The organism is bacterium (assembly GCA_021372535.1).
In the GTDB taxonomy this organism is placed as follows: Bacteria; Latescibacterota; Latescibacteria; order Latescibacterales; family Latescibacteraceae; genus JAFGMP01.
On the sequence record JAJFUH010000029.1, the window covers coordinates 82,965 to 96,922 of the forward strand.

At 49.0% G+C, this 13,958-nt stretch carries 7 protein-coding genes and 1 tRNA gene; 6 read left to right on the plus strand and 2 right to left on the minus strand.

Going from position 1 to position 13,958, the window contains the following annotated elements; genetic code table 11:
• Window positions 1-455: 455 nt before the first annotated feature.
• A tRNA-Ser gene (locus LLG96_02925) sits at window positions 456-548 on the minus strand.
• Window positions 549-796: 248 nt separating this feature from the next.
• Between LLG96_02925 and LLG96_02930 the strand changes: the two genes are divergently transcribed.
• The 5 genes from LLG96_02930 to LLG96_02950 all read left to right on the plus strand — a co-directional run bounded on the left by LLG96_02930 (window position 797) and on the right by LLG96_02950 (window position 8,021).
• Window positions 797-1,597, plus strand: a complete 801-nt coding sequence (locus tag LLG96_02930; protein MCE5249152.1) for a peptidylprolyl isomerase — start codon at window positions 797-799, stop codon at window positions 1,595-1,597.
• A gap of 22 nt (window positions 1,598-1,619) precedes the next feature.
• The gene (locus LLG96_02935) at window positions 1,620-2,984 is read left to right on the plus strand and encodes a sodium:alanine symporter family protein (protein MCE5249153.1); all 1,365 of its coding nucleotides are present in this window, start codon (window positions 1,620-1,622) and stop codon (window positions 2,982-2,984) included.
• A 341-nt stretch (window positions 2,985-3,325) separates the two neighbouring features.
• Entirely contained in the window at window positions 3,326-4,078 is a 753-nt protein-coding gene (locus tag LLG96_02940) for a UvrB/UvrC motif-containing protein (GenBank protein ID MCE5249154.1), read from the plus strand.
• Window positions 4,079-4,109: 31 nt separating this feature from the next.
• Window positions 4,110-4,799 carry a LamG domain-containing protein gene (locus LLG96_02945; GenBank protein ID MCE5249155.1) on the plus strand — a complete coding sequence of 230 codons (690 nt, stop codon included), beginning with the start codon at window positions 4,110-4,112 and terminating at the stop codon, window positions 4,797-4,799.
• Between the two features lie 567 nt (window positions 4,800-5,366).
• Window positions 5,367-8,021 (plus strand): M14 family metallopeptidase, encoded by a 2,655-nt coding sequence (locus tag LLG96_02950; protein MCE5249156.1) that lies wholly within the window; start codon window positions 5,367-5,369, stop codon window positions 8,019-8,021.
• A gap of 164 nt (window positions 8,022-8,185) precedes the next feature.
• On the opposite strand, the gene LLG96_02955 is transcribed toward LLG96_02950, so the two are convergent.
• The gene (locus tag LLG96_02955; protein MCE5249157.1) at window positions 8,186-10,606 is read right to left on the minus strand and encodes a T9SS type A sorting domain-containing protein; all 2,421 of its coding nucleotides are present in this window, start codon (window positions 10,604-10,606) and stop codon (window positions 8,186-8,188) included.
• 700 nt (window positions 10,607-11,306) lie between these two features.
• On the opposite strand from LLG96_02955, the gene LLG96_02960 reads away from it, so the two are divergent.
• The gene (locus LLG96_02960; protein ID MCE5249158.1) at window positions 11,307-13,826 is read left to right on the plus strand and encodes a carbohydrate binding family 9 domain-containing protein; all 2,520 of its coding nucleotides are present in this window, start codon (window positions 11,307-11,309) and stop codon (window positions 13,824-13,826) included.
• Window positions 13,827-13,958: the final 132 nt, after the last annotated feature.

A 13,958-nucleotide genomic window follows, 5' to 3' on the forward strand; every position in this document is an offset into this window, starting at 1 on the left:
TTGTCGCCGAAGAAAACCTGAATCTCCGCTCCCGCTCCATATGGACACATAGACAAAAACCGTCAAAAAACTGTCTGGATACTATGCCAGGGTACTCCCGATCCGAAGATATCGGCGGAACCCGGTTTTGGAATGAGGAGGTTCGGACAAAAATTAACACGGTTTATTCACAAGATATGATAGAACGCGGATATTCGCGGATTGGGTTGATAAACACGGATTTGTTTTTTTTATGCAAATCTTTTTTTGATGTAAACGGTGATTACCCGCTCAAGGCAGTATAAATAATATCTTACCTTTGTTTATGTCATTGTGGTCAATATTTTTATGAATAAATCGAATTGCCCGTGGAAAAACCATGAAAAAAAACTATACAATGCGGGACAGTCCGGAGATATTGAACACAAGAGGTAATTGGGTCGGCTTTTAAAGATAAAAACCCATTATATGGCAAATGGCGGAGAGGCAGGGATTCGAACCCTGGGGCAGTTTTTGGACCACCACTCGCTTAGCAGGCGAGCACCTTCAGCCTACTCGGTCACCTCTCCGTACCGTGGAAGCTATGAATATATATATTTCTAAAATATGAAAATATGTCCCCGATGGCAAGCAGAATCGGAATCGTGATTATCCGGATGAGAAGATTCCCCGGTTCAATCGCGGTCATCCTTTTTAATCATGGTAATCCCGGTTCAAAGCTTTTGGGGGATTTCAATATAAACCCGGTGTTGCCATTTTTCGGCTGATATATTATAGTACATTTTCACAATGCCGAAACCATTTAAGGAAATAATCCGTGAACTTTCAGATAATCCAACGTATTACCCTTCTTGTGCTCGTTTTGAATTCCGGGTTGATTCCCCGCATATACGGCGATCCGAAACAGCCGGTAAAGTCCCCCGTGCAGTACCGTCTCCGTCAGATCATGATGGATGCTGTCGTTTCACCGCGCCGTGATGCCGAAGTACGGAAACTTGCCGAAACGGTGCTTGCGGAAGCCTCGAAAGGTGGAAATTTCACCGCGCTGGCGAAACGGTATTCGCAGGAACCCGGCGCCGGAAAAACAGGCGGCGACCTCGGATTTTTCACCCGCAGCCAGATGGTAAAACCTTTCTCGGACGCCGTGTTCGCCATGAAACCGGGTGAAATCAGGGGGCTGGTAAAAACACAGTACGGTTATCATATCATCAACCTTATCGCGATTAACGGGGACAAACGTCACGCCCGGCATATCCTTTTCATGCTGACTCCCGACAGAGCCGACAGCATGGCCGTGCTTGAAACCCTCGCATCGATCCGGACCAGGCTCATCGGGGGTGAGCGGTTCGAGACCCTGTTCGCCCGGTACAACACCTACGATACCCTCGCTGATACGGATGGGTACATGGTGTGGCAGAAACCCGGGGACATGCTGCCCGATTTCGCGAATGCGGTCATGGGTCTCGATACCGGTGCAATCAGCAGACCGTTTGTTTCGATTATCGGATTTCATATCGTGCTCGTTGACAGCATCAATTACAATCCGGGGAAGCTTCTCAAAGGATTTCCGCCGTATATCGAAGAGCGCCTGAAGAACAAAAACGTTAAGAAACCATAACTTATATATTGTCGGGGGTTACATGGAATTTATTCATGCACTGCTCGTTAAAATTTCAGATGTACTCTGGGGCATACCCCTCATGATCGCTCTTATCGGCACCGGGCTGTATCTGACTGTCAATCTGGGATTTGTCCAGTTCAGGTATATGGCAAAAGCGCTCAGGATGATTTTTCTTCCGCCTCATGACGAAACCAGTCCCGGGGATATATCGCATTTCCAGGCGTTGATGACAGCCCTTGCTGCCACGGTCGGAACGGGTAATATCGCCGGGGTGGGAACCGCGATCGCCATGGGCGGCCCGGGAGGCATGTTCTGGATGTGGGTGACCGGCCTCGTCGGCATGGCCACCAAGTATTCCGAGGCAATGCTCGCTATCCGGTACCGGACAATCGAGCCGAACGGCACGGTCGCCGGCGGCCCCATGTTTTATATTGAAAAAGGGCTCAAATGCAAGTGGCTGGCGATTGTGTTCGCTGCATGCGCAAGCGTTGCCGCTTTCGGCACCGGGAACATGATCCAGTCGAATTCGGTTGCCGAGGCCATTCATGGCGCGTTCGGTATTCCGAACTGGATTACCGGAATCACTATTGCGGTTCTGGCGGGTATGGTCATTATCGGCGGAATCAAATCCATCGGCAAGGTCACGCAGGTGTTCGTACCGATTATGATAGCCTTCTACATGATCGCCGGATTGATAGCGGTCTTCATGAACCTGCACCTGTTCCCAATGGCCCTGAAATCGATTTTTGTCCATGCGCTCACCGGAAAAGCGGTTTTCGGCGGCGTTGTCGGTGCGGGTGTCAAAGAGGCGATGCGGTACGGTCTCGCCCGCGGCCTCCTGTCGAATGAAAGCGGCCAGGGCTCATCCCCGATTGCCGCGGCGGCGGCGCGAACCGATCATCCGGTCACCCAGGCTCTCGTATCAATGACCCAGACATTCATCGACACCATGGTGGTCTGTTCCATGACCGGCTTTATCATCGTCATGTCGCAGTCGATAGGGACCGAAACGGGGGCAAAGCTTACCGCTATATCGTTCGATACGCTCCTCGGCTCCGTGGCAATCGGTAATCTTGTCACCGCTATCGGACTCGCGGTATTCGCGTATTCGACGATCCTCGGGTGGAGCTATTACGGCGAGATATCCATGGAATACCTGTTCGGGCTGGGAGTGATCAAGTATTATCGCTTCATTTTTGTGATTTTTGTTTTTATCGGCGCAATTCTTCAGCTTGAAACAGTCTGGGCTTTTGCCGATGTCATGAATGCGTGCATGGCTCTGCCGAACCTGCTGGCGCTCGTACTGCTCGGCGGCGAGCTCCGTAAAATTCATAAAGACTATTTCTCGGGGCGGTTCGAATACAGGGTTTCGACTGATACATAACGTATGGGCATTTAAAAACGCCAGCGGAACCATTTGATTTGCCGCAAACGATGATTGAGGATTATATTGGTGTTGATAAAAAGGATTCTGGTTATTCAATCAGTGCATAAAACTTACGAATGAGATGTTTTCACACATTAAAGTGCCATTCCCGTGAAAACGGGAATCCATCATCTACTGCTCATGACATGGCGATATTTATACTGGATTCCCAATTCACTTCGTTCTTGGGAATGACAATACTCGTACAATAAATTTGTGTTTATAAGCTCATTGAATAACCCGAAAAAAGATCATTGACTCCATGAAACATTTTCCCGACTGAAATGGTTGATTATTCGATGAAATACGATATAGGACATATTCTCAAAAACTGGCCGTACAACCCCGATGACGACCTGGTCGTCCGCATTATAGATACACCCGAAGGGCCAAAACTCCAGATGCGTATCGACATGGGTATCATCCAGATGGAGCTGGACGGTCATCCTGCCGGTGAAAATCCCGAAGGCTTCGAATCCTGGCTCGAATACTACGAACGCCAGAGGGATATATATGAAGCCGGGAAGGTGGACGATTTTTTCTCGCTCACCAGCGATGATTGCAAAATACTCCGTCACGAAGGAGTGCAGTATTATTACCGCTATCTGAGTCTTATGAAGCTCGAGGATTACCCCCGTGTCGTCCGAGACACCGATCGTAATAGACGGCTCTTCGCATTTGTCAAGAAATATGCGCCGGGCGAGATCGACCGATGGTCGCTCGACCAGTTCCGTCCCTATATCATCATGATGAACACCCGCGCAAAAGCATCTATCCGTCTCCGCGAAAATCCTGCCACCGGCATCGAGGAGGCTGTCGAGCTGTTCGATACCGGTATCGGGGAGATTATGGAGTTCTACAATGAATACGGCCTCGCTGAGGAAATAGAATCGTCGGTTGAGCTCTCCATCCTGAAAGCGCTGAAAAACGAATTTCTCAGAAAAAGCCCCCCGAGTCTCGAAGATGAGCTCAAAAAGGCTGTCACCGAGGAACGGTTCGAGGATGCCGCCCGTATCCGCGATAAAATCCGTAACCGTCCGAAAAGAAAATAGCATTAATCAATGATACGAGAGGCGGGAATGTATGAACAGGTTCCTGGTTATTACAGCCGTACCGGCATTTCTCCTTGTTTTTTCGTGCTCCTTTTTCAAACCGGGCGCAAACACCACGAAAGAACCCGGGCAGATTGTCTGGAATATCGATAACCTGACTTCCATCGGCGGCAATACGCCGACCGTTCTCGGTTCTCCCCGCTGTATCGATACTCCGCGCGGAAAAGCGCTCCTGTTCGACGGTGTCAGGGATGCCCTCGTTATGGACAGCCACCCGCTCGAAGGGGCAACGGCGTTCACCATTGAGATTGTCTTCCGCCCCGACCGGGACGGCGCTCCCGAACAGCGTTTTCTTCATCTTCAGGAAGACGGCGGCGACAACCGTCTGCTCATCGAGACACGGCTCATCGAGAACAGCAGGTGGAGTCTCGATACCTACATGAAATCCGGCGAGACCGACCAGACCCTGCTCGAAATGGGGAACACCCATCCGCTCGGCGAATGGTACAACGCGGCGTTCGTGTTCGACGGCCGTGAAATGCGGCACTATATAAACGGTGTCATGGAACTTTCCGCCGGTATCGCCTCGTTCACACCGCCGAAAGCGGGAAAAACGTCGATCGGTGTCCGTATCAACAGGGTGTACTGGTTCAAAGGGGCAGTCAGGACAGTGCGTTTCACCCGGCGGGCGCTTTCTCCAAAAGAGTTTTTGAAGCCGTGAAAAGCGTTGTTAAAAACACCATTATGTGGATTTATGCTGTCAAGGGTCGGCACGAAGTGCCGATCCCCGATTAATAATTCGGGGACATGTTTATATGCTGGTGACCCAACAGAATCCACAATGAAATGTATTGTAATACATTGATTATAAATAGAATATTGACCATTAAAGCCTGTGAATTTACAAACCCGTTGAAAAGCCCTGCGGTCACAACCGGTTTTCGGAAAAAGAATGGGTGCTGTCCGGGCGAGCCGAAGGCTCGTAAGTTCACACATTCCCGAAAAACGGGCCTTGAACGGGGAAAAAGGCTTTTCACGGAGCGCCCTTTCTTTGGTTACTTCCTTTGGGCGCGCAAAGGAAGTAACATATAAAAAGTGTTCTTAAAAAAATGGGGAGTGCCACCGATTTACATGCCCTTGACAGCAGCAAAACTATACACTTCATTATCGGGCGCGTAAAAAAGATATTTTTTCACCACTCCTTGAACAAAGTTACGAATTTTCTCGCCGGTACAGATAAAAATGAACGGTCCGAGCACTTGAAATGCTCTGACAGTCCGGAGGAACGATGAAAAGAATATTTATTTCAGGCCATGTGATATTTTTTCTTTCTCTGTTCACCTTCATCCTTTTCCCCCGGTGTGAAATCACTGCCCAGAATCTCCGGACGCCCGTGGATTATATCGGTTACCCCGTCGGGGCCGATTACAAGCTTGCACGGTGGAAAACAATCGTCGATTATTTCCGGTATGTGGATGAAAACTCCGACCGGGTCGTCACGAGGGACATGGGCACCACCACGGAAGGACGCCCGTTCATCATCGCCGAGATATCCTCGCCCGATGCCGTACACGATTTTGCCCGTCACAGGGAAAACCAGCGGAAAATCGCCGATCCGCGTCTTATCAGGGATGAAGCGGAAGAACGCCGCCTCATAGACGAAAGCCGTGTAGTGATTCTGATAAATTGCAGTCTTCATGCATCGGAAATCGCCGCAACCCAGATGTCCATGGAGCTCCTCTACGACCTCGCAGCCGGAACATCGCCGGAAATCAACGACATCCTCGCGCGGACCATCATCCTCATCGTTCCTTCCGCGAACCCGGACGGGCTCGAAACGGTTATCGACTGGTACGAGCGCTCGCTCGGGAAGCCATGGGAAGGTTCGGGCATGCCGTGGCTCTATCATCCCTATGCGGGCCATGACAACAACCGCGACTGGTTCATGCTCAATCTCAAGGAGACACGGCTCGAAACGGAGCTCATCTATGGCGAGTGGCTGCCGACAATCGTTTACGATATCCACCAGATGGAGAGCGACAGGGCGCGGTTTTTCGTTCCCCCGTTTTTCGATCCCAAGAACCCGAACATCCCTCCCCTGACCGACCAGATGCTCCTCATCGTGGGCGGGCACATGGCGGCGGAGCTCACACGGGCGGGCAAAAAGGGGATTCTCCATGACGCCATGTACGACAACTGGTGGCAGGGCGGATTCCGCACCACGGTCTACCGTCACAACATGGTGGGGCTGCTTACCGAGGCGGCGAGCGTCTCGATAGCATCTCCCATATTTCTCCGAAAAGGCGATCTACGGGGTGGAACTCGCGGAATGCCCGATTATTCCGTGCGCGTGAATTTTCCCGACCCGTGGCCCGGTGGCTGGTGGCGTCTCAGGGACATCGTCGACTATGAAAAAATCGCCTGCATGAGCGTCTTCAGGCTTGCAGCCCGCTATCACGACCTTTTCCAGAGCAATACGGTCCAGCTTGCGCGGGAAGCCCTTGCAGCCGGAACGGCCGAGCCGCCGTTCGCATGGATTGTCCCTCCCGACCAGCACGATCCCCGCACCGCCGCCGAGATGCTTGACAGGCTCTTCGCGACCGGCATCGAAATTCATCGTGCGGATGAAGCATTCACCGCCGATGATGTCTCATATCCCGCGGGAACCTACATCATGTACTGCTCGCAGCCGTTCCGCGCCCACCTCAACGACATGATGGAACGTCAGGAGTACCCCAACCGTCTCCAGTATCCCGGCGGTCCGCCCGAAACACCGTACGACAACGCCGGATGGACGATCCCCCTTCAGATGGGAGTCCGTCATGTAGCTGTTCACGAGCCGTTCCGGTGCAAGGCTCAAAAATTGACCGCTGTCTCCATGCCCGAGGGCAAAATCAGTGGAAAAGGCTCAGGATATGTCGTCCGGGCAGCCTCCAACGACGATTTCCGTCTCATGAACCGTCTCAATAAAGCCCATATCCCGTTCAGCCTGGTCACGTCGCCCGAAACGTGGAAAAAGAAAACCGGGGCCGATGTTCCGGCGGGTTCGGTGTTCATCGGCGATGCAGGAGCGGTGCGTTCGGCAATGCCGGGACTTCTCGACGGGATTTCCTCACAGCTTGCCGGTGTGGGGGATTCGGAATCCTCACTCAAACCGGCTCTCGGGTCAGTTACCGCGCCGCGTGTCGGTTTCTACCAGCCCTGGCTCGATGTTGCCGACGAGGGATGGACGCGGTACGTGCTCGACGAGTTCGAATTCCCCTATTCCATCCTCCACAACGCCGAAATAAAGGCGGGAAACCTGAGCGACCGTTACGACTGCCTGATTCTCCCCTCGCTCGGCGCTTCGTCGATCATCAACGGTCAGGCGCCTGACACGACCGAGCCCCAGTACGAGGGCGGCGTCGGGCAGGAAGGCATCGTCGCCCTCCAGGACTTCGTGTCACGTGGCGGAACGCTCGTATGCATTGACGGCTCGTGCAGCCTGCCGGTCAACAACTTCAATATTCCCGTCCGTAACGTCCTCGAAGGGAAAAAATCCGACGAATTCTACTGCCCCGGGTCGATTCTGCGGGTCAGCATCGATAAAAATCATCCCCTCGGATACGGGATGACTGACTGGGCGTCGGGGTATTTTACCGGCTCTCAGGCTTTCGAGGTGATCAGGCCGGACACGAAGGAGGCCACGAAGGATGACCGCGAGCCCGAAAAACGATACAAAACGACCGTGGTCGCCCGCTATTCCGACACCGTCCTGCTCGAAAGCGGCTGGATTCGCGGAGGGAACCTCATCGCCGACAAACCCGCCATCGTGGAGGTCGCGTACGGCAAGGGGCATATCGTCCTGCTCGGCTTCAGGGTGCAGCACCGCGGTCAGCCGCACGGCACATTCCGGCTCCTGTTCAACGCCATCCAGTGCAGCACCCTCGGGGTACCATGGTGATGAGCACGCCATGCTTCAGTTATGGCCGTTATTCATGACATGACCGGATCTCATGTGTCATGGCATGCGGGGAAAACTGTTTTCCCGGCATTTCCCTTATTAAAGATTGACGAATGGATTCAGGTTGTCAAAAGTAGGTATATAGTGCCGATTTATACATAATACTATCTTATTAACAATATTTTCCCTTGTTTCATAAAATTATCCGTTTTTAACGAGAATAAATACATACCACTGCTTACATCTTTCCCATCATCATTTTTACCATTCCAGATTGACTCATAAATTCCCGCATGTATTCTGCAATCACATAACACTTGTATTTTTCTGCCAAGTATGTCATAAATAACAAGTTTCACATGACAATCGGTTGGTATTTCATATCGTATCAGAGTATATGAATTGAAAGGATTCGGATATGGATTTCTTATCTTAAATTCTTTGTCTACCTCAAGAACAATAGTGTTGTATTCGGCTGCAACTTTTTGACTTTCCCAATTTTGCCAGACAGTTTGAAGCCAATAATAGTATTGTACACCATTACGAGGAATGTATTTATCAATATATTCCGTAGTCCCTGCCGTTACAGAATCAATCAGTATAGTATTATATTTTTCAAACAACTTTATCGATTCCAAAGAAGTGAACCGTGAAATCGGATAAGGATCAGTCGGCTTATTGAAACGGGAGCGGTATATTCTGTAAAAATCGACCCGACCCTCACTTTCAGAAGGAGATATTTCCCATGTGATCTTAAGTTGGTATCCATCATCATTCGGAATATCTGTAACAATGATATTTGAAGGTGGTTCAATAATGATAGGAGGTAATGGTAAATCTCGCACATTTTCATATGCTCCAATATCTGGTTTTTTTCCACGTCTATTACCTTCAATGTCTGTTTCTGGAGCGTCAACACTCGTTCCGACACCTATACATGGACTGTAATCAGATAAATGATAATCATTGTTTTGAGAATTGATAAATTGAGGCTGAAAACATAAATTCCCGTTTTTATTATTATATCTTAAATCATTCAGTAATGAAAAACATATCGAATCAGGAGTATTTGGACCACGTATGTCTTTCTCGTTTCCCCAAATGATAGAGTTAATAATTTTGATATTTTTAAGTGAATTCTTTACACTTTGATTGTTTGAATCCATATTTATTCCACCAGCCCATGAACTATTTTTACCTGTTCCATTCTCAACTATTGTATTATTATCAATACGCACATCATCAATGACATTGCTTGTGCTGCCTTCATAACCGCCAACGAACACAATACCTCCACCATCGAGATTTTTTGCTATTAGATTGTTAACAATTTTTACCTTTTTTATCGAATTGTTTTGACCTCCAAAAGAACCTCCCTGCAGCAATATCCCATTAGCAGAACAATATAATATATTATTGGACTCAATTGTAACATTAGCAATAGTATTATCCAGAGCTAAATTTGGTGCTGCATTGTGGCCATCTGCTCCCGTAAATTGAATTCCACCTCCACGTATTGTATTTTTGGATATAATTATATTTGACACTTCATTTTTACAATTATCAGTCGAAGTTCCTGACGGAAGGGACGCTTGAGCTCCACTTTGGGCTCCGCCAAGGATCTCGATTGTTACGGGTGAACCTTCGATATAATTATCACTAATATGGAGATTCTCAATTCTGTTGTTTTGATCCCCTATAGAATTACCGCCACAAATAAGTAAGGAACTATTTGTATGGCCCGTGATCATGTTATTGGATATTTCCAAACCGGAAATGATGTTGTTTGTGCTCGCTTCGCCTACTGCTCCGCAGGTATAAACAGCTATTCTATATCCTTTATTAATAATCTTATTTTTCGCAACAGTTATATTTACAATTTGATTGTTTGTGCTTAATTCACCTTCGCCAGCTTGAATATTTAAACCAGTGAAATTATTATTTTCAATGGTATTCTCTATGATATCGACATTACTTATAATGCAATTTTGATCTGAGTTACTGATTGAAATAGCTCCCCAGCTTCCAGAGATAATATTTCCCTGCAATACTACTTTATCGATAACCTTTGGTTCTTGTCCGTCATTGCCAGTATGTACATCGATGCCGTTCCAATAAAAGTTTTTAATTATAAATCCACAGATTTTAACGTTCGAAGCATAAACCTTAAAGCATTTGATAGCCGAGCTTCTTAAGCCATCAAGGGTGACATCCGGTGTTCCATTTCCATCGATATCACCATTGATTGTAACTTGGCCTCCAGTTATCGGAGGCAAGTCTTCAGTAACCGAAATTGTCATTCCATAAAGTATAGGATCAAATGTAATCGTATTTGGACCATTGTCATGATTAACTGCAATTATTGCTTCCGGCAGAGAAATACCGTCAGGTCCAGGATCATTGATAAGATTTACTGGATTCGATGTATTTCCGTTAACTGAATCATTGCATGTTGTGATTGTAATTACAACTTCGCTATCCGAAACAACATTATCTTTCCTATAAACAAATATATCTGCCGGTTTATTCGTTTGTTTCTTTGCATATCGATTGTTAATAGCATTTATAATACCCCCATCAGCCACTGTTACGGTATCCTGAACACATACTGTTCCAGCAAACCACCTGTTAAGTACCATTATGATCAGAAACAACAAGATGAGTTTATAATTATTCATATATTTTTCATCACATATTGAAGTTATGATAAGCAGAATGATGAATAAATTCTCATTATCTCAAAACGACAATAATCTAATCTGACATCCCTAATAAAAATTATGGCGTTAACAAATTCAAATAATCTTATGTATTAATGAAAAATAACGATGATCATTTCTTGTAACAAGGATTTTCTGTTTACTTATTGTCACATTATGCAGTTTAAATATTTGATAGACGCTCAAACGTACTTCTTTAATAATCAGCCGGGAAATGGTTTTTGGCATAACCATTCCTTAATCGTTAAATCCAGACGAGTGTCTTTGCAAATAGCTTATTCCCCAACCATATGAAATATGAGCTATCTGTTATGTCTGACAATCCTCACAATAATTTTGATGATTTTATCGTGAAGACTGCGAAGTTACCAATGTTTGATCTTTAAGGGGAGAACCAAACGTCGCGGTAAATTGCACAGATTATAAACCGGTACAAACAATAAAATTCGTATCCGGGCACATAAAAAAGAGATTTGTTAAAAATCCTCTTAAATTAAGGTAACCACACTAACCTTTCGGGCGTTTAATAATAAACTTCAAAATAATCCCGTTTCCCCTTCGAAAAATGAGAAAAGGATTTATCGGAAAAACAAGTGTCTGTCTGGGAATAATCTGTCTGCTTACGACCGCGCGGGTTTCCGCAGCCGAATCCGTCTCGAATGTCCGTTCCTACCGGGTCAGCGACGAAAAAATGGTTGTCTATTACGACCTTGTCGCGACAGTCGCGGGCAATGTTGTTCTGGAAATCTCCCGCAACGGCGGCGGGAGTTTCCCCATCACGGCGACAACGGTTTCGGGAGATGTCGGCCCCGGAATCATGCCGGGAACCCGCAGGCGCATCGAATGGAACATTGCCGGTGACGGTATCCCGCCTGCGGAAAACCCGGTCGTCCGTGTCGTCGTTGTAACCGGAGAAGGGATACGGACACCCCCGGAAGCACCGCAGGCCGGTTCCGGGCTCCCGCAGGGCGACCATGACGCTCAGACGGGCAGATACATACGGACACCTTCCCTGAAGGCATTCCTGACCGGAAAGCCGCCCGTTATCGATGGTATCCTCGATGACCCGTGCTGGCGGGAAGCCGAAGCGATCACCGATTTCTACCAGCGTAACCCCCGCATGGGCGAGCCGGCCACATTCCCGGTCAGCGTCCGCATCGTCTACGATCCACAGACGATCTACATCGCGTTCGAGATACACTGCGGCGACCCGAACGCCCTCGTCTCCACCGTGCTCCAGCGCGATGCCAGCGTCAACGCCTACGACGATCATTTCGGATTCCGGTTCGACACCTTTCACAATTACCGCGACCTCTATTATTTTTACGTCAATCCCAGGGGAACGAAACTCGACGGTCATGCGATGGACGAAGGGGCCATCAACGACGACAACTGGGATGGCGTCTGGCAGGTCAAAACGAGCCTTCTTGCGGACGGCTGGGCCGGAGAAATCGCCATGCCGCTCTATAATTTCCGCTACCGTGAGACAGAAGACGCGACATGGGGATTCGCGTGCCTCGTCTATGTTTCCGCCCTTCAGGAAAACGTGTCCTGGCCTGATATGCGGAAAAACAGCCGTAAACCCTCCCTGTTCGGCAACCTCACCGATCTCCGGGGATTGGGAAGCAAAAAACCGGTGGTGCTCATCCCCTATGCGATACAGGGTTCACAATTCGGACGGCATGAAAAAACCGTTTCGGATACTCCGGAATGGAAGCCCGTGTCCGATACATGGGAAAAGGACATCGGGATAGATATCCGCTACCGGCCATCGAGCTTTCTCGAAACCAATCTCACGATCAATCCCGACTTTGCAACCATCGAGGCCGATCAGTTCCTTTTCAACCTGTCGCTCGACGAGCTGCAGTACGCGGAAAAACGCCCCTTTTTCACCGAGGGTCAGGACCGGTTCGACTCTCCCATTCAGCTCCTTTATACACGCAGAATCGGCCTCGGCGATGATGAGGTGCTCGCGGGAGGGAAAATGCATGGCCGTGTCGGGTCTTATGATTTCGGCGTTCTCGATGCCCTCACCGGCGAGGGGTTCGATCCTTCGTTCAATTACACCGCGCTTCGTGTCAAGCGGGATATTCTGAGGTCATCGACTGTCGGCCTCCTTGCGGTGGGTAAAAACGAGGCGTCGGGCGGTATGGAGACGGTCAACAACGCTCTCGGGCTCGATCTGAATTTCCAGATCAGCGGCGCCGCCCGTCTGACCGGCCAGGTCTGCCGCAGTTACCGGCCCGGAGAAACCGGCGACGGGTACGCGGGTCAGGCTGATTTTCAGTACAGCGAAAAGCTGTTCAATCCACGCGACAACATTGGTCTTTCGGCGACAATCGTGGATGCAACGGACGATTTCGATATCCAGGACATCGGGTATTTCGGGCGGACGAATCTCGACAGGCGCGGCGGGAAGGAAGGCATCACCTATACCTACTGGGTTAAAAGCCACGGCATAAACCGTTTCGCAGTCAGCCAGAACGGGTGGTACTACCAGAATCACGCGGGCGATATCAGAGTTCAGGACGGGGCTTCGGCGAAATTTTCGGTTGAGACGTTCGGTCTTGTCCAGCCCGGTATTCTCGTGGAAAAAAGCTATTACTATTTCCCGGGGGACACCATGAGCTATGACAACAATCAGCGGACGGTCTCGCTTCAGCTGGGTCCTTATCCACGGTTCCGGGGAGAAGCCTCGTACAGGACGGGGGACAATTTCGGGAGTTCCATACGATACACGGATGCGGGAGTTATTTTCAAACCGTCCGGCCATATGACCCTGACCGGCAACTTTTCACGGCTCCGGAGCGATCCTTTCGATTCCTCAGAGGGCGCGACAGTAAACAACATTACCCGAATCGGTCTCAATTACCTGTTTACTCCGGATTTTTACTGGCGGGTTTTTGTGCAGAGCGATTCATCCGACAGGCTCTCACTGGTCAACACCATGATACGGTACGAGTTCAGGCCGGGAAGCGTCTTCTATCTCTCGTACAAGGAGACGCGGGACGACAGCCTTGACGATTTCATGACGACGGACAGACAGCTTCTCGCAAAGATTTCGTATCAGTTTGCAGTCAAATAAATTTTTCTTACGGCTGCGGATAAACAAGGTAAAACTTTATAACTCAGTCCAAAACCACTGCTAACAACCAGAGAATCTATAAACCCGTTGAAAAGCCCCGAATGAGCGAGCGGTTTTCGGAAACAGAAGCGC

Excerpts from the sequence above, each read along its gene's own strand:
- LLG96_02935 (MCE5249153.1), top strand. The coding sequence starts at position 1,620 with ATGGAATTTATTCATGCACTGCTCGTTAAAATTTCAGATGTACTCTGG.
- LLG96_02940 (MCE5249154.1), top strand. The coding sequence starts at position 3,326 with ATGAAATACGATATAGGACATATTCTCAAAAACTGGCCGTACAACCCC.
- LLG96_02945 (MCE5249155.1), top strand. The coding sequence starts at position 4,110 with ATGAACAGGTTCCTGGTTATTACAGCCGTACCGGCATTTCTCCTTGTT.
- LLG96_02950 (MCE5249156.1), top strand. The coding sequence starts at position 5,367 with ATGAAAAGAATATTTATTTCAGGCCATGTGATATTTTTTCTTTCTCTG.
- LLG96_02960 (MCE5249158.1), top strand. The coding sequence starts at position 11,307 with ATGAGAAAAGGATTTATCGGAAAAACAAGTGTCTGTCTGGGAATAATC.